Source organism: Mariniradius sediminis (assembly GCF_021491425.1).
GTDB lineage: Bacteria > Bacteroidota > Bacteroidia > Cytophagales > Cyclobacteriaceae > Mariniradius > Mariniradius saccharolyticus.
The window spans coordinates 1-21,150 of record NZ_JAKEVZ010000013.1; the positions used below are offsets into that span (position 1 = coordinate 1).

A 21,150-nucleotide genomic window follows, 5' to 3' on the forward strand; every position below is an offset into this window, starting at 1 on the left:
GATCGACGACCACGACGTTGGGCAGGGTTACATTGCCCGTGTTGGTCACTACAATTGTGTAGTTCAGGACATCGCCCACCGCATCGTAACTGCCCTCTGCGACTGTTTTCTGGATACTTAAAGCAGGCGATTGTACCGCATTGACGGTTACCTGGTCGGAAACGGATACAGAGCCCGAAGAAGCCGAAGCTGTGTTGGCGACCGAACCGTTGTCCAAGTTGGACTGGACGATTGTGTAAGATGTGTTGAAGCTCTGCGAAGCCGTCGGAGCCAGCGAAGCGATGGTCTGGCTGAGACCAGTCAGCGGATCGATCACGACAACATTCGACAACGTCACGTTGCCCGTGTTGGTGACGGCGATCGTATAATTCAGCACATCGCCTACCGCATCGTAACTGCCCTCTGCGACTGTTTTCTGGATACCCAATGCAGGCGATTGCACCGCATTGACGGTTACCTGGTCGGAAACGGATACAGAGCCCGAAGAGGCGGAAGCCGTGTTGCCAACCGAACCGTTGTCCAAGTCAGACTGGACGATGGTATAAGAAGTATTGAAGCTCTGCGAAGCCGTTGGGGCGAGCGAAGCGATGGTCTGGTTGAACCCTGTCAGCGGATCAACCACCACGACATTCGACAAAGTCACGTTGCCCGTGTTGGTCACCACAATAGTATAATTCAACACGTCTCCCACTGCGTCGAAGCTGCTTTCAGCCACCGACTTGTCAATGGACAGGGCAGGTGACTGTACCGCATTGACGGTTACCTGATCGGAGACGGATACAGAGCCCGAAGTGGCGGAAGCCGTATTGCCAACCGAACCGTTGTCCAGATCAGACTGGACGATGGTATAAGAAGTATTGAAGCTCTGCGAAGCCGTCGGAGCCAGCGAAGCGATGGTCTGGCTGAGACCAGTCAGTGGATCGACCACGACAACATTCGACAACGTCACGTTGCCCGTGTTGGTGACGACAATGGTGTAATTCAACACGTCTCCCACTGCGTCGAAGCTGCCCTCTGCGACTGTTTTCTGGATACTTAAAGCAGGCGATTGTACCGCATTGACGGTTGCCTGGTCGGAAACGGATACAGAGCCCGAAGAGGCGGAAGCTGTGTTGGCCACCGATCCGGCATCGATATCGGATTGGGTTACTGCATAAGATGTGTTGAAGCTCTGGGAAGCCGTTGGAGCGAGCGAAGCGATGGTCTGGTTGAGTCCTGTCAGCGGATCGACAACCACGACGTTGGACAATGTTGTATTGCCCGTGTTGGTCACCACAATAGTATAATTCAACACGTCTCCCATTGCGTCGAAGCTGCTTCCAGCCACCGACTTGTCAATGGATAGGGCAGGAGACTGTACCGCATTGACGGTTACCTGGTCGGAAACGGATACAGAGCCCGAAGATGCGGAAGCCGTGTTGCCAACCGAACCGTTGTCCAAGTCAGACTGGACGATGGTGTAGGAAGTGTTGAAGCTTTGCGAAGCCGTTGGGGCGAGCGAAGCGATGGTCTGATTGAGGCCAGTCAGCGGATCGACCACGACGACATTCGACAAAGTCACGTTGCCCGTGTTGGTGACGACAATAGTATAATTCAACACGTCTCCCACTGCGTCGAAGCTGCTTTCCGCAACCGACTTGTCGATGGACAGGGCAGGGGACTGCACCGCGTTGACGGTTACCTGGTCTGAAACGGATACCGATCCCGAAGAGGCGGAGGCCGTGTTGCCAACCGAACCGTTGTCCAAGTCGGACTGGACGATTGAGTAAGACGTGTTGAAGCTCTGCGAAGCCGTCGGAGCCAACGAAGCGATGGTCTGGCTGAGACCGGTCAGCGGATCGACTACGACAACATTCGACAAAGTCACGTTGCCTGTGTTGGTGACGACAATGGTGTAATTCAACACGTCTCCCACTGCGTCGAAGCTGCTTTCAGCCACCGACTTGTCGATGGACAGGGCAGGTGCCTGTACCGCATTGACGGTTACCTGGTCGGAAACGGATACAGAGCCCGAAGAGGCGGAAGCTGTGTTGGCTACCGATCCGACATCGATATCTGACTGGACGATGGTATAAGAAGTATTGAAGCTTTGCGAACCTGTTGGAGCCAGCGAAGCGATGGCCTGGTTCAAGCCTGTCAGCGGATCGACGACCACGACGTTGGAGAGTGTTACATTGCCCGTGTTGGTGACGACGATCGTGTAGTTCAGCACATCGCCTACCGCATCGTAACTGCCCTCTGCGACTGTTTTCTGGATACTTAGGGTCGGAGACTGTACCGCATTCACGACCACCTGATCGGAAACGGATACAGAGCCCGAAGAAGCCGAAGCTGTATTGCCAACCGCACCGTTGTCCAGATCAGACTGGACGACGGTATAAGAAGTACTAAAGCTCTGCGAAGCCATTGGGGCGAGCGACGCGATGGTCTGGTTGAGTCCTGTCAAAGGATCAACGACCACGACGTTGGACAATGTTGTATTGCCCGTGTTGGTGACGGTGACGGTGTAGTTCAATAAATCGCCTACCGCATCGTAACTGCCCTCTGCGACTGTTTTCTGGATACTTAAGGCAGGTGACTGTACCGCATTGACGGTTGCCTGGTCGGAAACGGATACCGAACCGCTTGAAGCGGAAGCCGTATTGGCCACTGAACCCGCATCGATATCGGATTGGGTTACTGAATAAGATGTGTTGAAGCTCTGGGAAGCCGTCGGTGCCAGCGAAGCGATGGTCTGGTTCAGGCCAGTCAAAGGATCGACGACCACGACATTCGACAGGGTTGTGTTGCCCGTGTTGGTGACTGTAACGGTGTAGTTCAGGACATCGCCCACCGCATCGTAACTGCCCTCTGCGACTGTTTTCTGGATACTTAAGGCAGGTGACTGCACCGCGTTGACGGTTACCTGATCGGAAACGGATACAGAGCCCGAAGAGGCGGAAGCCGTGTTGCCAACCGAACCGTTGTCCAAGTCAGACTGGACGATTGTGTAAGACGTATTGAAGCTTTGAGAAGCCGTCGGAGCCAGCGAAGCGATGGTCTGGTTGAGCCCTGTCAGCGGATCAACGACCACGACGTTTGACAATGTTGTATTGCCCGTGTTGGTGACGACAATATTATAATTCAACACGTCTCCCACTGCGTCGAAGCTGCTTTCAGCCACCGACTTGTCAATGGACAGGGCAGGACTTTGAACAATCGGAGTGCTGGCTGATGCCACCACCGGTCCTGGAATCTGCGTTGAGGCTACATTGACCACGTTAACAATGTTTTCACCCAAGTCAAACACAGCTTGGGTGACGGAGTAGTCGATACTAAAGATCCATTCCTCCCCAACGTTTAAAATGCCTGGATCAATTGTATCTCCACTTTCGACATTTAGAACCACTGGGTTCGGTGTTCCCGGAAGAAAATCGAGCACCGAAACATTTGAAATGTTTTTGTTGCCCACATTTGAAACAGATATCCGATACTCGATGACTTGGTTGGGATTGGTCACTGGGTTTGGACCTCCAACTTGAATTTTTTGAACAGATATCCTCGGTGATATTGTGAAATTCTCAGTGTGGGAATCGGTATTGGTCAAGACAATTGATCCAGCTGTCGCAGAAACCGTGGCGGTATTGGTAAAAAAACCTTGCTCTAAATCGTTCTGAACTATGGTATGGAATCCCGTGAATGAAGTAGAATTGCTCTCTCCAACACCCAAGCTAATAGGGCTTCCATTTACGTTTATAGCGGGATCCGAAATTGAAACATTCGTGAGTGGGAAATTCCCGGTATTTCCAATTGTGAATGTGTAGTTAATTCGGTCGCCTGCATTTTGGATCCCGTCATTATTGAAATCTTCATACAAACCGGTTTTGACTAGCGAAACACCCGGAGTGGGACTAGAAAGTACAAACGTTGCGGTCTTTAGACAATTGAATTCGTCTGTAATTGTAGCCACGTAGGTGCCTGGGGCAAGGTTGGTTCTCGACAAACCGGTACCGCCGTCGTTCCAAGTAACACTCTTATTTCCCGTGCCACCGTTTATTGTCAGGGATATAGAGCCATCTGAATTTCCAGGGGTTGGTTGGTTCACCGATGAGGAATAGGTGATTTCCGAAGGGAGAAGGATGTTCTTTGTAAAAGTATTCGAAACTCCGTTTGCATCTGTAAGTGTGAGCGTAGCGGTCCCGTTGGATGAATAAACGACACTCGGATTGGCCTGATTGGATGTGGTAGGGCTTGAGTTTGTGCCGAAGTTCCAGCTGTAGGTGTAGGGTTTTTTTCCGCCGTTACTGGTAGATGTAAAATTGACGGAGGTGTTGCCATTTTCAGTACAGGCAGTGAAGTCAAATTGAACTGCCAAGGGTGCATTTACAAGAATGTCAGCACCAAATTGGCACTGTGCGCTTGGGTAATCATTACACTGATATGAATTAAAAAGATTCGCCGACCCAGATGTTGTCCAAGCCATTAGAGGATTTCTAAGACTAACTTCTAAACCACAGGTCCAGGTGAATTGGTAGTTCAAGGTCACAACCCGGTCTCCGCTTTTTGCAGCGGGAAGATTACCCAGCCATATGTTGATGTATTGTGAAGTACCGCCAATGACAAGGTCCGCAAAAAGCCGCGTATTGTCCGTCGACGATCCGGAATTCGAACTATATACAAATGAAATATAGGCTGTTTGCTGGACGCCGGGTGTACAAGTGGCGAAGGAATTGGCAAGTGGAACTCCGGACGCATTACTCAGGTAGACTTCCTTGATCGTGAAGTTGTTGGAAGAACAAGACTTCCCACAGGTTCTCAGATCGAGAAGATTTGGTTGGTTTTGGGAAAAAGCATCCGATTGGGATAGGATGAAAAGTCCAGTACTGACAACTAGTAGCCTGAGAAATGCATTTACTAAAGTCTTCATGTCCTTAAAGTTTAAAATTGAAGAGTCCTGCGGTTTTGGTCGTCCAAAAATTCCTCGGTGCATGGATACCCACGGATGGGTGAAGCCGGTAGATTCAGGTATCTATCTCACCATTGGTTTCAATCGTGTCCGTCGGAATTGGACTGATTGAAGCGTGCGCTGATTGAGTAAGGATTATTCGAAAATTGGGTAATTAAGCGAATAAGGAATTTTTGAAAATGAAAAACCAACCCGATACCATGGTGAAAATCTGATAATCAGGCATTCAAAAATTTCGAATTATTGCGATTTTTAAAAAAATCCTTTTTACAAAGCAAAAAATTGGCAACATCCGACTTTTTCGAAGACATTTCTTTATTAATATAATTGTAGTTTTGAATTACCAACAGCAGACATCAGCCAGTTGGAAGCGGTTTTTTCAAACCCAATTTTGTAAAAAAGAAAAAAACCGCCAGATGATTTTACCTCCGGCGGCCTTTTTAGTGTGACAAACTCTAAACTTAAAAAATCTCCTTTTCTTTGGATTTCATTCCCTGATCGGAATGAGGCAAGTGGTTTTTGTTGAAAAAATCGCGGTACAACTTGCCTTCGGAAATCCCTCTTGTCTATCTGATTTTGGTGGGTGATTTTCTCGATCTATTTTTCTTTTAGAACCATCTTGGGTTTTTCATGTTGACCTTACGGGCAGAGAGGTAGTATCCAAGTGATATTTCATGTGAATTGGTTCTCATGTTTTGTAGGACGTTCAAGTTGTAATCGTATGCGTAGCCGATTCTAAGATTTGGCGTCGCAAAGAATTCGGTGATAAAGGCTAGCGCGTTTCTGTTGCTCAAGTTTGGCACCTCGGGATCGTTGTTGCTGAGGTGAAGGTTCGAACGGTACGATCCACCGATCCAAAACTTCTCTGCAAACAGGAACATCGCGTTGAGATCGTAAGTAGTAGGCGAGCCGCTTACATATTTCACCAGGAAGGAGGGCTTGAATTGAACATTGTTAGAAATATTCAATAAGCCACCAGCTGTGATGTAGTAGTGTATATCGTGTACCGCTAGTGCCATATGTTCCCTTTCCAAATTGTTTTTACCGATTAGATTGAAGCCACTGACTCCGGCGTAGAATCCATCTGTATGGAAAAACATGCCCAGGTTCATATTTGGTGTCATCATATTTTGCCTGCCTTGGGGAAGCTCGGTATCATCAGGGTTGATGGCCCTCAATTCATCACCATTGATCATGTATTGGGAAACGCCTGCACTTGCACCTAGGCTGAAGTAGGAGGATCGACCCGTCTGAATGCGATATGCATAAGATAGCATCGCGCTTGTGGTGCTTGTTGGACCGATTTTGTCAGCCAATACCATGGCACCAAAACCCATCATTCCTTCGTTGGCACTCAAATCTGCCGTCATTGTAAACGTTGTAGGCGCACCTTCGAATCCTACCCATTGACTCCTGTAGGTGCTTTGGATATAGCCTTCGTTCTTGTAACCTGCGTAGGCGGGGTTGATGTGTAAGCCATTAAAAATGTACTGGCTAAACTGGGGTAACTGTTGGGCGGAGCCTGCTGTCAGTTTGAAGAATACAATGAATATGATCATTGCACTCAGTTTAAAATTCCTTTTCATTGCGAGATAGTTTAGAGTTGTATTTGTATTTCACATACAAATTTATGATGTAAATATAGAGTAAAATGTAAATAACAACCAAACATTTTTTGAAAAAAATTTCACAAAATGCAAAAAAAAATATTTGAAATACATTTTAATGAAAAAATAAAAATCTATTAAAGACACTTAAACGGGTAAAAAAGAGTCAAATTTGGCATTGGAGGCACTTTTTTGATAATTCACTCGGTAAATCGAACAAATGACTTCCGCAAAAAAATAAAAAAGCCGGACCTGTGTGGGCCCGGCCTTAAATATCCATGAAGGGTGGTTATTTCAATCCATAAAGTTCTTTTCCAGCTGTTTCATATTTATCTCCGGATTGCCAAACAGGTTTTTGATTCCAGTTGGCAATATATTGGGCTGAAAGAATATAGGATTTCCAATACTTGACCGCATATTCCAGGTCAAAGTTGTCAACATGGTCACCGGGCTGGTGGTAGTATTTTGATATCTCGTCATCAAAGGCTGTGAACCCAAGGCTAAACGTCGGCGCTGGTATTCCACGCCGGGCGAAATTCACATTGTCAGATCGATCGTATAAGCCCTGTTCCGGTGCGGGGTCGGCGATTGCTTTCAGCCCAAATTCGCTTACTGCTTTTTCAATCAACGGATCCGCGGAAGTTCTGCCCAATCCGATCACAGTAACCAGGTTGGTATCGTTGTAGCCTCCATTATCGATATTGAGATTGTAAATGATTTGTTTCAGCGGGATGAGCGGGTTGTTGGCGAAATACTCGGAACCGAGCAAGCCTTTTTCCTCTGCAGTCCAGGCACAAAGCAGGATAGACCGTTTGGGTGGATTCTCTGCAAAGTATTTCGCTGCATTGATGACGGCTACGGTACCGACCGCATTGTCTCTTGCACCATTATATATGGAGTCACCTTTTGCATCAGGCCTTCCTACGCCAACATGGTCATAGTGGGCAGATAGCATTACATATTCATTCTTTAAAACAGGATCGGTACCTTCTATATATGCTATGACGTTTTTGCCAATGATGTTTCGGTTCTTTTTTCCTTGGATATCAACTTTGGCGTTTTTGATCTCGCCACGTCCGATGGCATTGATGAGTTCATTCTTAAGGTCTCTCGCCCATATATATGGTAAAGCATCCTTCGAATCAGGGGCACCGATGGTCAGTTGGGGTCTCCCGAGGTAATTGACTACTGCTGGCCAGGGAACGGTAGGCACGTTGAACATTTCAATGATCGCTACTGCTCCGTTGCTTTTGGCAAGGGCGATTTTTTCCCTGCCTAGGCTGAACAAATCCGCCGGATTCATTCTGTTTGGTGCACCGATGTTTGCCACAATGATCTTGCCTTTCACGTCTACGCCTTGATAGTCGGCTTCAACCCCATGCTGCAACACGACAAGCTCATACGTGCCTTCGAGTCCATCTCCATCAAGTACCAATAGGTCCGTCCCTTGATTGAAACTTTCTTCTCCAAACATAATTGTTCCTTTTGTCGGCGGTGCAGAAAGCCGGAAGGGAATTTCTTGGTAATAACCCTTAGCTCCGGGAACCTCTTTTGCGCCATACTTCCAGAACTGCTCAGCGATATATCGGGATGCGGCGTCCATTTCTGGTCGTGCGGGATCTCTTCCCATCAATTCGTCGGAGGCCAAAAACCTAAAATGTGATATGGCTTCCTTCTGGTTGAATTGTTTCTCTATTGATTTCTTTTGGGCAAGGCAATAGAAACTTGTGCTCAAAAGAGCGAAAAACAGTATTGTTCTTTTCATTATTCGATTGTTGGATTAATTCGGTTGACTCAAAAGCCTCACTTGGCAGATTATAGAGTACATCTTCAAGGCTTCGGCTTTTTAAATAATGGGTAGGCCTATTCCTCCTCTTGCTCCATCGCCCTGTATGCCATAATGCCACCTAGGAGGTTCCTGACTTTGCTGAAGCCATGGCTCTCCATGAATTTTTTGGCATTGCCGCTTCTGGCACCGGAGCGACATTGCACGACAATTTCTTTGTCTTTTGATGATTCAAATTCTCCAAGTTGGAAGGGAAGTTGACCTAAGGGGATGTTGGTAGCACCGAGGTTGTCTTCCTCGTATTCCCATTCTTCCCTTACATCGATAAAAATGAATTCCTCTTTGTTTTCCAGCTTTTTCTTTAATTCCGCTGCGGTGATGTCTTCCATGTTCTTTTATTTGACTAAAATCCTGAATGTATGTAAATGTTTTCCTTTGGATGCTTTGATGACATATACGCCCATCTGCATGTTTTCAAAATTAATGATTTTGCCTTCTTCAGTTTCAGTCACGGGTAGATTGATGCGCCTGCCGATCGGATCAAATACCTCAAAGGTGTCAAAATCTCCCTCTAGGTTGAGAGGTCCGGATACTGGATTGGGATAGGCGCGGACCGAAATAGATGCGTCTGCGTCAGTTTGAATAACACGGCTTGCGCTGAGATGGGGACGAATCATCAGTGAACCTTGGATTCGTTCATTTTGCTGCCAGGTACCGGAGACGTTGAAGAATATCTCACTGCCATTGTCATAGGTTTTGTCTAAACCAACGTGGACAAAGTCGTTGGTAAACTGGGTGAATCCCACATAAAATACGCCTCCGACCTCAACATTGCGGTCAATTTCGAAATAGGCGAAGTTTTCCAATGCGCCTTTGTCCGGGATAATTACCTCCTTGGTGTAAATAGGAGCTTGTCCCAAATCCCGCCACACGTTGATGTCCACGACGCTGTTGACCTGGGCAAAATTGGTGAAATTTATACTGATACCCTTTAGGAAAGCTGGGCCATCGACCTCGTAGCGAAGGGCGAGTGTTCCCGACCGCTGGTTGATTCCGGCAGAGTAATCGACCTTTCCATCATCGTAGGCTAGAAAGTCCCTAATTGACAACAAGGTCCTCACGGTGTCATTGTCCCGAAAATCCACGCTAGGGTAGCTAACCGGCTGTCCATTTTCGATTCCTTGCAAAAGTCCGTCCCCAGTAACCAGATAACTCACCAACTCATAGTCTTTTTCTTCGTCCGCTAGCACAATATCCTCGATAGGGTTGCTGGAAAAACCACGGCGTTCCTGCGCTGTTGGTACCGGGTTGAAAGGAGTGTTGCTGTTGATGGACTTGACGACAGACTGGCTTTCTTTGTCCCGGATTTCAAAGCTGTATTCCATCGCCCGAAAGGAATTGCTCAAGTTTTTGAATTCATTTTGGGTATTGATCCAAAAGGATTCTGAATCCCTCTTTAACATAAAAAGAGGAACTGACGAATATCTCTCAAATGGCCTGCCGTTGGGTAAAGTCAATGCTCTGTCCTGGGTGAAGAGATCATTCGCGTTTCTGTTTTTGTGAAGAAAAATGTAATCCAATATCCAGCTGTCAAACGGCCCGGAACTCCGACCCCTGATTGCAAAGCGAAATTGAAAGGCCGCGTGGTGGAATATCGGCCTGACCTGAATTAATTCTTGCGTAAAGAAAAGCTGTTCTGCCGAGAGTCCGCCTGCTTTTTCCCATACTGTCACCCAAATACCATTTGCATCCAAAAAATCCAATCGAATTTCATCCGTAGCATCCGGCATCTCAGCTTTGCCGCCTGCTTGCCAAAAGAAACTCAAATACACCGTGTTTTCCTCTGCCGGACTGATTACCGAAAGATCAATTGGTTTTGACGTGATTTGGTCGGTTTCGCCTTGATCCAACTGAGTGGTGGAATAGGGCCTACCATTTTCGTTTGTACCATCGAGCAACACCACGCCATAGGATGGTGCTTCATTTCCGACGGTAAAGGATTGGGTAGCTCCACGAACAATCCACTTTGTCGTATCCAGGCCAGGGATTGAGAAATCATCCCAAAATGGAATTTGCAGGGGATCGTCCTGTATCCTGAAATTTTCCGATTTTTTCTCCTTGGGTTTCTTGGGTGTTGGTAATTGAGTAAACTGGGCAAATAAATCCTTTGGGGCTAAAAGAATCAGCCCAAAGAGCATTAAAAAACCGATATGGGGTGCAAGGTTTTTCAACTATGATCAGTTCGTGCGGTTTTTGCTTTCAGAAATCCAAAGTTCGACAGCCTCTCCGGTCTTGACACTCACTCCTGCCGGAGGGAACTGTCTGATGATAATGCCACTCGGTACAGTATCCGTTTCTACATAATTAATGTTACCCATGCGCAGGCCGGAACCAATCAGCAAAAACTCTGCATCTACTTCGTCCATTCCTACAAAATTGGGTAATTCTAAAGCTTGGTTTCCTAGGCCGTCACCGACTACAAGATCAATTTGTGCCCCTTTCGGTACTTCGAAACCTTCGGGAATACTCCGTCCCCGGTATTTTTGCTCTAGCACCACATTAGGTGCTATATCTGGCACGTAAATAATCTCGCCACGCAAGAGCCCCATATTTGAAAGGATTTCTTGAGCGTTCTTAAGCGGGCTATTCACAAGGTTCGGCATTCTGAGAAGAGGGGCGTTTTGGGCATTGAGGGTCACGTAGATTTTTCGCCCCTTTTTGACTTTGCTTTCTGGCTTTGGAATTTGCTTCATCACGGTATGTGGCCTCATCTCTGTGCTAAATCCGCTATCCAAAGCCACTTCGTAAGTGAGGTCTCTGGCTTTAAGATAATCCTCGAGTTCGCCCACTGAAAATCCCTCTAAGTTTGGGACACTTACCGTTTGTCCATGGTTGGTGTAAAATGGCAGGTAAACCTTGAGGAATAGAAAGCCAAGTACGGTAAATGCCACAAAAACCAAGAGCAGGTGAAGTCCAATTTTTTTGAATGATTCTCTCATGTTTTTTCTTGAGGGCTTGCCCCGAATGTGCTAACGAATAATTTGAAGTTTGTGTATGTCCGTCTGAATTCTTACCTGTAACTGAGCAATTGTTCTCAACGCTGATTGAAACTTCGCAATTTGACTTGGGTAAACTTGCGTTTTGTATCCAAAGGGAAATCCCCCTTCATCATCCAATCGTAGTAGGATGGCTCTTCTTTGAGTACCGCCTCGATCGTTTTGCCCTTGTGCTTCCCGAAGTTGAAACATTCCTCACCTCGTTCATTGAAGATAAACCTTCCGGCCAAATCCACCATTTTTTCATTGAGAAGGCTGTGGATTTTCTTCATGTCATTTTCAAAAACACCCAATTTGTTGCCCAAAAGGTCCTCGGCTTCCTCACCCACGTACTTTTCGATTTGAGCAAGAAAGACCTCATAAGTGGCGATGGTGTCGGCCTCTGCACTGTGGGCATTTTCCAGGGTTTTGCCACAGTAGAATTTGTAGGCCGCTGCCAGATTCCTTTTTTCCATCATATGGAAAATCTTCTGGGCATCCAGGATATTTCTTTTCTCGATATCAAAGTCAATTCCCGCCCTCAGAAATTCTTCCACCAGCAAGGGTATATCAAATTTCAGCACATTGAAACCTGCCAAATCCGCTCCAGAAAGCAATTGGTGGAGTTCTTTGGAAAGCGCCTTGAAGGTGGGTTGGTCTTTGACGTCTGCATCGTAAATTCCATGTATCAGCGAGCTTTCGTGGGGAATGGGGATTGTCGGGTTGACCAAGAATGTCTTTGTTTCCTGGCTGCCATTGGGATGGACTTTCAAAATCGAGATTTCAACTATCCGGTCCGTGGCGACATTGGTCCCAGTGGATTCGATATCAAAAAATGCGATAGGCGTCTTCAGGTTTAACTTCATGCTTGTGGGTTTTGGTTGATTTTGTTTTTGAGTACTGACAAATCCATGTCGTCGTAGTTGCCTGAACTCATAAGCAGCAGGTTGGTGTTGGCGTAGGATTGGTTTTCGAGGAACGTTTTCAAATCCTTGATTTCGGTGAAAAGCCTGAGATCATTGCGGCCAAATGCCTGTTTGAGTGTCTCCTCGTCCATCAGTTCGAGTTTTTTCAAAGATACTGCTTTTGGGTTCAAATAGATAACCGCAACGTCTGCAGCGGCAAAGCTCCCTACGTAATTGTGGACAAAGTCCTTGTTGAGCGAACTATATGTGTGCAATTCCTGTACCGCAATCAGTTTTCGCTCAGGAAATTGTGTCTTTACCGCCTGCACCGTGGCTTTCAATTTGGAGGGCGCATGTGCGAAATCCCGAAAAAGAATGGATGACGCGGATTTCGCCAAAACCTCCTGACGTTTTGCGGCGCCTTTGAAACTTCCGATGGCTTCATAAAACTGTCCATCCGTCAAACCCAGGCTGAGGCAAACTTCTTTCGCACCTTGGAGATTTTGGAGGTTGTGCTCTCCAAAAATCAGGATTGGGATTTCCCCTTTTTCGGTAAGAAGGAAAGTCTCGCCATCCTTAATCGTGTACGGATGGGCGCCATAGGGGATTTTGGCAAATGGTTTCGATTTGAGCCCTTCGGCGATTCCAACTATATGGGGATCTTCTTTGCAATAGATAAACGTTCCACGCTCGGGCGTCATCTCAGCGAGAATTTGAAACTGCTCCCTGTAATTTTCAAACGTTGGGAAAACATTGAAATGATCCCAAGCAATGCCACTCATCAAGAGAATGTGGTGGTGGTAGTGAAAAAATTTTGGTCTCCTGTCTATCGGGGAAGTCAAATACTCGTCGCCTTCGATGATGATGATAGGGGCATCCGAGAGCCTAACCATCAATTCAAATCCCTCGATTTGGGCACCTACCAAATAGTCGAAGTCCAGCTTGTGGTACTTCAAGACGTGCAGAATCATGGAAGTGATGGTCGTCTTGCCATGGCTGCCGGAGATCACGACGCGCTTTTTGTCCCGGCTTTGCTCAAACACAAACTCAGGAAAAGAATACACCGGAATCCCCAATTCCTTTGCCTTTTGCAGCTCAGGGTTATCGATGCGCGCATGCATGCCTAGAATGATACCGTCAAGGTCAGCCGTGATTTTTTCAGGGAACCAGCCTTTTTCCTTTGGTAGGATGCCAGCTTTTTCCAACCGGGTGCGTGAGGGTTCGTAGATTTCGTCATCCGATCCGCTGACTTTGTAGCCTTTGTCGACCATACTGAGTGCCAGGTTGTGCATGACCGCACCACCGATGGCGATGAAATGGTATTTCTTTGACATATTGTTTCAGAATGTCCAAAAGTAATAAATCAGACTTAGGCCAAACGGTGCGGTGTGGATTATTTTTGGGGAAATTTTTACATCGAGCGCTTGCTCCGCAGAAACTCCTTTTGGTCCCTGGTCCTGGAAAATAAGCTTCAAAACCCAACGTTCGTATATCAAATATTTGACTTGTAGAGACTTGTGCGCGATGTTGATAACAAGTGTATAAAATGTTCAAAAAGATTGTTGCAAAGCATCTACTTTTGCTGATATGGCAGACAATAAACCCCAAGGGAAAGATAGATTGGTAGGAAGGCGGAAGCCCGAGCTTGGTTTGACTTCGTCAATCGGCAAGTTGCCGCCCCAAGCCATCGATTTGGAAGAGGCAGTGTTGGGAGCATTGATGCTTGAGCGGGATGCTTTGACCAACGTAGTCGATATCCTGAAGCCCGAAAGCTTCTACAAAGAGGCGCACAAGGTCATCTATTCCGCTATTCTCGAGTTGTTTTCCGACAGTCAACCGATCGACTTGTTGACCGTGACCAACCAATTGAGGAAAAAAGGTCAATTGGAGTTGGCAGGCGGCGCTTTTTTCATTACCGAACTTACTTCCAAAGTTTCCTCTGCAGCTAATATAGAGTACCACGCGCGGATCGTCACCGAGCAGGCAATGAAACGTGAAATCATCAGCATCGCGTCCGAAGTCCAAAAGGACGCGTTCGAAGATACCACGGACGTTTTTGAGTTGCTCGACAAAATGGAGCAGTCGCTGTTTGAGATTTCTGAGAAAAACATCCGGAAGAATTATGCGGACATGCGCTCCATTCTGAAAGAGGCAATCATGGAATTGGAGGCGAAGAAAGGACAAAAGGACGGCCTTACAGGGGTACCAAGCGGTTTCACGGCACTTGACCGGGTGACCTCGGGATGGCAAAAGTCGGATTTGGTGATCATTGCCGCGAGGCCTGCCATGGGAAAAACGGCGTTCGTATTGTCGGTATTGAGAAATGCCGCCGTGGATCACAGTCGCCCGGTGGCGATTTTCTCATTGGAAATGTCCTCTGTCCAATTGGTCAACCGTTTGATCTCAGCAGAAGCCGAGTTGGATTCGGAAAAGATCAAGAAAGGAAGCTTGGCGGATTACGAATGGGAGCAGTTGGTACATAAGACAGGAAAGCTTTCGAAGGCCCCCTTGTTTGTCGATGACACGCCTGCATTGTCCATATTGGAGCTCAGGGCAAAATGCCGAAAGCTAAAGGCGCAACACGATATTCAATTGATCGTCATAGACTATCTCCAATTGATGTCGGGAGATGCCAAGGGTGGGGGACAAGGCGGTAACCGCGAACAGGAGATTGCCAGTATTTCAAGGGCCTTGAAGAAAATCGCCAAGGAACTCAATATCCCCGTCATTGCACTTTCGCAACTTTCGAGGGCTGTGGAAACAAGGGGAGGAGACAAGCGGCCGCAATTGTCGGATTTGAGGGAATCTGGAGCGATCGAGCAGGATGCCGATATGGTTATGTTCTTGTACAGGCCCGAGTACTATGGAATCACGGAGGACGAGGAAGGCCATTCAACGGCGGGAGTTGGCGAAGTCATTATTGCGAAGCACAGAAATGGATCTTTGGACACCGTCAAGCTGAGGTTTATCGGTAAATACACCAAGTTTGCGGATTTGGAAATGAACGTGCCCTACAAAGCACAGGATGCCATGTACGGAAGCAAGTTTCCGAGTAGCGCCGCCGGTCAAGGCTTTGAATCGGGGAATACCATCCGGCTTTCCAGCAAGGCCAATGGCGGTGATGTTGACGATACCTTTCCAGGTGGTTTTGGCAGCAACGAGCCTGCGCCGTTTTAAAATGAATTGACGCATTTCACACCATTTTGAAGTTTTTTCAATGAAGGCGATCATCCTCAACAGAAATCTTTCGGACAAAATAGAACTGGTAGAAACCGAACTTCCCGCGCTAAAGGAAAACGAAGTACGCATTTCCCTGGTAGCATCTGCCCTGAACCACCGGGACGAATGGAGTCGACAGGGTTTGTATCCAAACCTCCGTGACGGGGTTATCCTAGGTTCGGATGGAGCGGGTAAGGTTGTGAAGATTGGTTCAAAAGTTCCGGGTGATTGGCTTGGAAAAGAGGTCATTATCAATCCTGCTTCCAATTGGGGTGGTGCGGAACATGCGAAGTCCAATGACTTCAGGATTCTCGGCATTCCCGACAATGGAACCCTTGCAGAGTATGTCCAGGTACCCTACGATCGGCTTCACTACAAACCGGAACACCTGTCCTGGGAGGAAGCTGCAGCATTGCCATTGGCGGGACTCACTGCCTACAGGGCGGTTTTCGTGCAGGGTGGACTTCAGGCTGGGGAGAAAGTCTTGATTACTGGGATTGGCGGGGGCGTTGCGCAATTCGCGGCGCAGTATGCCGTAGCGGCCGGTGCCCAAGTATATGTAAGCAGCAGCAGCGCCGAAAAAATCAAAAGGGCAAAGGAAATCGGCGTACTGTCTGGATTCAATTACAAGGATGCCAATTGGGTAGAGGAAGTGCGGGCTACAGTCGGGGGATTTGATCTAATTGTCGATAGTGCTATGGGAGATACACTGAATAACCTGATTGATGTGGCAAATCCCGGGGGCAGGATAATTTTCTACGGTGCGACGATGGGAAATCCATCCGGGTTCAATGCGAGAAAAGTCTACTGGAACCAACTCACGATCAAGGGGAGCACCATGGGCTCAGATGGAGACTTTGTGCAGATGGTAGATTTTGTAAAGAACCAACAGATCGTCCCAATTATTGACCAAATTTTCGAATTGAAAGACAGCGTTGCCGCATTTGAAAGGATGAAGGCCGGGCAACAAATGGGCAAAATCGTAATAAGGATTTCCTGAATGCCTTAATCCAAATCGTTTTCAAATTTGAAATTTAAATAGCTGTTTTTCAGCTCACTGAGTGATTTCAGTTCATTTCGTGATTGCGCTAATTCAATCCCTTTCTCGAAAGCCAAACGGGCTTGTTCCAAATACCCCATTTGAGCAAATAAATGGGCGGCATGATAGTAACTTGGCAGATAATTCGGGAACTCTGCCAAAAGCTTTTCGAAATATCTTAAAGCCTCCCAAGGTTCATCGTCGAGGTATTCGAGCGCCAATCCATACCAGTTGAAGGGGTTGTCGGGTTCTTGTTCCGCAAACGATTGTAACATCTGAATTCGGGATTTTTTGCTCATTTTTTCTTTTTTATATGATACCCTTATGACTAAATTCACGCAATTTTAAAAATAAGTAACCAAAAAATCAGTCGATGAAAATTCTTATTTGTATCACACACGTTCCAGATACTACCTCGAAAATTCAGTTTACGGACAACAATACCAAGCTAGATAAAAACGGCGTACAGTTCATCATCGGACCCTACGATGATTATGCCTTGGCAAGGGCGGTCGAGTTGAAGGAGCAGTTGAATGCCACACTCACAGTTCTCAATGTCGGTGAAGCAGAAACTGAACCAACACTTAGAAAAGCCCTGGCAATCGGTGCGGACGATGCTATCCGGGTGAATGCCTTTCCAAAGGATTCCCAGTTTGTCGCAGAACAGATTGCTGCAATTGCCAAGCAAAACAATTATGATTTGATCATGATGGGCCGTGAGTCGATTGATTTTAATGGTGGCATGGTGCACGGAATGGTCGGTGAGTTGTTGGGAATCCCTTCGATATCACCGGTGATGAAATTGGAGATCGAGGGTGACAAGGTGAAAATGGCGCGTGAAATCGAAGGCGGAAAGGAATATTTGGAGGCCAAGCTGCCTTTGGTGGCCGGCTGCCAGGAACCGATTGCCGAATGGAAAATCCCAAACATGCGTGGCATCATGTCTGCCCGTACCAAGCCGCTTACGGTAGTCGAACCTTCCAATCAAAACGTGGCGACGGAAGTGATCAATTTCCAGCTTCCCCCAGCAAAGGGTGCCGTCAAGTTGGTCGATAAAGACAATGTCGCTGAACTGGTCAAATTGCTAAAGAACGAGGCCAAAGTACTTTAATTTTAATTATTCAATTATCAGTAAAAGAAGAAGTTATGTCCATATTAGTATATATCGAACAAGCCGAAGGATCGGTAAAAAAGACAAGTTTGGAAGCGGTTTCGTTTGCGAGGGCTCTTTCTGACAAAACTAATTGCGGAGAGGTGGTTGCGGTAGCTTTAGGAACTGTTTCTGACGCCGAACTATCCAATGTCGGGACTGCAGGCGCCTCCAAAGTATTTCATGTAGCAGATAGCAAACTTGACGATGGTGTCATCCAAGCCCATGCGGAAGCAGTTGCACAAGCCTACCAAAAGGTTGGCGCCAAAACTCTTATCCTTGCGAAATCTTCTTTGGGCGACGCGGTAGCTGCCCGTCTGGCGATCAAATTAGATGCCGCCTTAGTTTCCAATGTCGTTGAACTTCCGGAAACCGCTAACGGATACGTCGTAAAAAGAAGCATCTACACCGGTAAGGCGTTTGCTCAAACTTCTGTAACGAAAGAAAACAAAATCCTCGCGATCAAGAAAAATGCCGTCGACCTGAAAACAGATGGAGCGAAAGCTTCGGTAGAAAAGGTCTCCCTGCAAATCGCAGATACAAACTTTGCGACCAAAATAACGTCAACTGATAAGACAACAGGAGAAATCTTGTTGCCGGAGGCCGATATTGTGGTATCTGGTGGACGTGGAATGAAAGGACCAGAGAATTGGGGTATGATAGAAGATTTGGCAAAAGAATTGGGTGCCGCGACAGGTTGTTCAAAACCAGTTTCCGATATTGGCTGGAGACCCCATCATGAGCATGTTGGACAGACAGGCGTAAAAGTTGCCCCAACTTTATATATCGCTGTTGGAATTTCGGGCGCTATTCAACATCTTGCGGGAGTGAACTCCTCAAAATTCATCGTCGTCATCAATAAAGATCCTGAGGCCCCATTTTTCAAAGCTGCTGATTATGGAATTGTCGGAGATGCTTTTGAGGTTTTGCCGAAACTCACTGAAGCTGTCAAAGCAATAAAATAACACCTGTGGACCAACCTATCGAATTAGAGATTTTGGGCTTGTCCTCCAATCATTCCCAGTCGGGTTCCTTTACCTTGGTCATGGGCGAGGTTGGAGGCAGTAGGAGGCTCCCTATCGTCATCGGCATGTTTGAGGCGCAAGCGATTGCGATTGAGATTGAGAAGATCATCCCCAACAGGCCGATGACGCATGATCTGTTCAAGTCATTTTCTTCAAATTTCAATTTCCAGATCGTCCAAATTCTTATTTCGGATATGAGGGAAGGGGTGTTTTATGCAAAAATCATCTGCAAAAATGCTTCCAAGCAGGTTGAGATTGATGCGCGGCCTTCGGATGCGATCGCTATCGCGGTAAGATTCGATGCGCCGATTTTCTGTGTGCCTCGGGTAATGGCGGAAGCAGCCATAGAGTTCAATGAGGATGACGAGAAGAAAGAGCAACAAAAACAGAGCAAAGCGACCCGGTCACCTTCAACTGCATCAACCAAAAGCCCAGATTCGCTAAAGGACTACAGTCTCGACAAACTAAACCAAATGCTGGACAAAGCCATAAATAATGAGGATTATGAAAAGGCTGCCAGGATTAGGGACGAAATCAACCGAAGAAACTAATCTGAAACCTGGTAAACGCCAGGTTTTTTTCTGTTAAGATACTATCAAAGCCAAATGGAATATTTTAGGGGAATCATTGGAATCATTGTCATCTTGGCTGTCGCCTTTCTTTTTTCAGCCAATAAAAGGCGCGTAGACTGGAGATTAGTGGCGATTGGGGTGACACTGCAGGCTGTTTTTGGTTTCCTGATCACGAAGGTCGACGCAGTGGCGGAGCTTTTCAACTTGGTGAGTCAGGGATTCGTCAAGTTTTTGAGCTTTTCAGAGGACGGAGCCAAGTTTATTTTTGGCGACCTTGCTACGGATACCTTCGGTTTCATTTTCGCTTTCAAGGTCCTACCCACGATCATATTTTTTTCTACGGTTTCCGCGGGGCTTTACTATCTGGGGATTTTGCAAAAGATCGTTTTCGGGATTGCCTGGGTAATGGCGAGGACGATGCGTTTGTCTGGACCTGAGAGTCTCTCTGCAGCGGGGAATATCTTCCTCGGACAAACGGAGGCGCCTCTTTTGGTCCGGCCCTTTATTCCAACCATGTCCAAATCTGAACTGATGTGTTTGATGACTGGGGGAATGGCTACAATCGCAGGTGGCGTGTTGGCCGGATATGTGGCCTTTTTGGGTGGGAGTGATCCCGTCGAACAAGCGAAATTTGCTGCCTACCTGCTGGGTGCAAGTATCATGAACGCTCCAGCAGCCATCGTGATTTCCAAGATCATGCTTCCCGAGACCGACAAGGAGGTGATCAACGATTCCCTTGAAGTCAGCGGTGAGAACCTTGGCGTGAATCTAATCGATGCCATGTCGATCGGTGCATCAGATGGGCTGAAATTGGCACTCAATGTAGGGGGTATGCTTTTGGCCTTTATTGCGGTGATTGCAGCGCTGAACTTTATTTTGGAGGATTTGATAGGACATTATTCGGGAATCAATGCCCTTGTAGCTGCATCGACTGACGGGCAGTTTTCGGGGTTTTCCCTGGAATACATTTTGGGCCAAGTGTTTCGTGTTTTTGCGTGGATTATCGGTGTAGAATGGCAGGAGACGCTTCGTGTGGGCTCGCTTTTGGGGCAAAAAACGGTGATCAATGAATTTGTCGCCTATTTGAGTTTGGCCGATATGAAGGCTGCAGGTGACCTCTCTACGAAGTCTGTTGTGATAGCGACGTACGCCCTTTGCGGATTTTCGAACTTCAGTTCTATCGCGATTCAGGTGGGCGGTATCGGAAGCATTGCCCCAAACCAACAGGGCAATTTATCAAAACTTGGACTCAAGGCTTTGACTGCAGCCACCTTGGCCTGCTTGATGACGGCGACGATTGCGGGCGCACTTTTCGGGTAAACAAACAAAAAAAAAGGCCCCGTTGGTGGCGGGGCCGGATTTTTTCAGATCAATCTTCCAAAATCGTAATCTTTTCGATCTTGTCGCCTTGGCGAATAGCGTCGATTACTTCCAAGCCTTCGACGACCTTGCCGAAGCAGGTATGGTTTCTGTCCAAATGAGCGGTATTGTCCCGGCTGTGGCAGATGAAAAACTGCGAACCGCCCGTATTTCGTCCGGCATGGGCCATGGACAAAACACCCCTGTCGTGGTATTGATTACCACCTGTGAGTTCACAGTCGATTTTGTAGCCTGGACCGCCCGTGCCGTTGCCCTTTGGACAACCGCCTTGGATGACAAAGTTCGGGATTACCCTGTGGAAAGTTAGGCCATCGTAAAAGCCCTTTTTTGCCAAGGAAACAAAGTTTTCAACTGTCTTCGGAGCGTCTTTTTCAAAAAACTCCACTTTCATGGTGCCTTTGACTGTTTGGATTTCTGCGTGCTTCATTTTTTATGAATTTTGGCAAAAATAGCAATTATATACCTTGAGCTTATCAAATTATTGCTC

General features: G+C 47.0%; 16 protein-coding genes. 6 read left to right on the top strand and 10 right to left on the bottom strand.

All coding sequences use genetic code 11. The features are described 5' to 3' along the window. The 8 genes from L0U89_RS15715 to L0U89_RS15750 all read right to left on the bottom strand — a co-directional run. Positions 1–4,906, bottom strand: a 4,906-nt coding sequence (locus tag L0U89_RS15715; protein WP_234862389.1) for a beta strand repeat-containing protein, incomplete at its 3' end; no start/stop codon positions are given. Positions 4,907–5,553: 647 nt separating this feature from the next. After that, positions 5,554–6,531, bottom strand: a complete 978-nt coding sequence (locus L0U89_RS15720; protein WP_234862390.1) for a PorP/SprF family type IX secretion system membrane protein — start codon at positions 6,529–6,531, stop codon at positions 5,554–5,556. A 310-nt stretch (positions 6,532–6,841) separates the two neighbouring features. Then, entirely contained in the window at positions 6,842–8,317 is a 1,476-nt protein-coding gene (locus tag L0U89_RS15725; protein ID WP_234862391.1) for a M28 family peptidase, read from the bottom strand. 98 nt (positions 8,318–8,415) lie between these two features. Then, on the bottom strand, positions 8,416–8,727 hold the full coding sequence (locus tag L0U89_RS15730; RefSeq protein ID WP_008628577.1) for a rhodanese-like domain-containing protein: 312 nt from the start codon (positions 8,725–8,727) through the stop codon (positions 8,416–8,418). A gap of 6 nt (positions 8,728–8,733) precedes the next feature. Beyond that, positions 8,734–10,569 carry a T9SS type A sorting domain-containing protein gene (locus tag L0U89_RS15735; RefSeq protein ID WP_234862392.1) on the bottom strand — a complete coding sequence of 612 codons (1,836 nt, stop codon included), beginning with the start codon at positions 10,567–10,569 and terminating at the stop codon, positions 8,734–8,736. A 6-nt stretch (positions 10,570–10,575) separates the two neighbouring features. After that, a complete protein-coding gene (locus L0U89_RS15740; RefSeq protein WP_234862393.1) occupies positions 10,576–11,337 on the bottom strand; it encodes a PASTA domain-containing protein in 762 nt (253 codons plus the stop codon). A 95-nt stretch (positions 11,338–11,432) separates the two neighbouring features. Beyond that, the gene (locus L0U89_RS15745) at positions 11,433–12,239 is read right to left on the bottom strand and encodes a 3'-5' exonuclease (protein ID WP_234862394.1); all 807 of its coding nucleotides are present in this window, start codon (positions 12,237–12,239) and stop codon (positions 11,433–11,435) included. Beyond that, positions 12,236–13,612 carry a UDP-N-acetylmuramate--L-alanine ligase gene (locus L0U89_RS15750; protein ID WP_234862395.1) on the bottom strand — a complete coding sequence of 459 codons (1,377 nt, stop codon included), beginning with the start codon at positions 13,610–13,612 and terminating at the stop codon, positions 12,236–12,238. Before L0U89_RS15750 ends, L0U89_RS15745 begins: the two co-directional genes overlap by 4 nt. Before the next feature lie 253 nt (positions 13,613–13,865). Here L0U89_RS15750 and dnaB point away from each other — a divergent pair, with 253 nt between their 5' ends. Then, on the top strand, positions 13,866–15,455 hold the full coding sequence (dnaB, locus tag L0U89_RS15755) for a replicative DNA helicase (RefSeq protein WP_234862396.1): 1,590 nt from the start codon (positions 13,866–13,868) through the stop codon (positions 15,453–15,455). Positions 15,456–15,495: 40 nt separating this feature from the next. After that, entirely contained in the window at positions 15,496–16,497 is a 1,002-nt protein-coding gene (locus tag L0U89_RS15760) for a quinone oxidoreductase family protein (RefSeq protein WP_234862397.1), read from the top strand. A gap of 5 nt (positions 16,498–16,502) precedes the next feature. Here L0U89_RS15760 and L0U89_RS15765 read toward each other — a convergent pair whose 3' ends face one another. After that, positions 16,503–16,811, bottom strand: coding sequence for a tetratricopeptide repeat protein (locus tag L0U89_RS15765; RefSeq protein WP_234862398.1), 309 nt, complete (start codon positions 16,809–16,811; stop codon positions 16,503–16,505). Positions 16,812–16,909: 98 nt separating this feature from the next. On the opposite strand from L0U89_RS15765, the gene L0U89_RS15770 reads away from it, so the two are divergent. Genes L0U89_RS15770 through L0U89_RS15785 form a run of 4 tightly spaced genes read left to right on the top strand, consistent with a single transcriptional unit; the run spans position 16,910 to position 20,603 of the window. Next, on the top strand, positions 16,910–17,647 hold the full coding sequence (locus tag L0U89_RS15770; RefSeq protein ID WP_234862399.1) for an electron transfer flavoprotein subunit beta/FixA family protein: 738 nt from the start codon (positions 16,910–16,912) through the stop codon (positions 17,645–17,647). 35 nt (positions 17,648–17,682) lie between these two features. Then, complete coding sequence (locus L0U89_RS15775) at positions 17,683–18,651, top strand: electron transfer flavoprotein subunit alpha/FixB family protein (RefSeq protein ID WP_234862400.1); 969 nt, start codon at positions 17,683–17,685, stop codon at positions 18,649–18,651. A 5-nt stretch (positions 18,652–18,656) separates the two neighbouring features. Beyond that, positions 18,657–19,262, top strand: coding sequence for a bifunctional nuclease family protein (locus L0U89_RS15780; RefSeq protein ID WP_234862401.1), 606 nt, complete (start codon positions 18,657–18,659; stop codon positions 19,260–19,262). Positions 19,263–19,316: 54 nt separating this feature from the next. Further along, on the top strand, positions 19,317–20,603 hold the full coding sequence (locus tag L0U89_RS15785; protein WP_234862402.1) for a NupC/NupG family nucleoside CNT transporter: 1,287 nt from the start codon (positions 19,317–19,319) through the stop codon (positions 20,601–20,603). Positions 20,604–20,652: 49 nt separating this feature from the next. On the opposite strand, the gene L0U89_RS15790 is transcribed toward L0U89_RS15785, so the two are convergent. Next, positions 20,653–21,090, bottom strand: a complete 438-nt coding sequence (locus L0U89_RS15790; protein ID WP_008628597.1) for a peptidylprolyl isomerase — start codon at positions 21,088–21,090, stop codon at positions 20,653–20,655. Between the last annotated feature and the right edge of the window lie 60 nt (positions 21,091–21,150).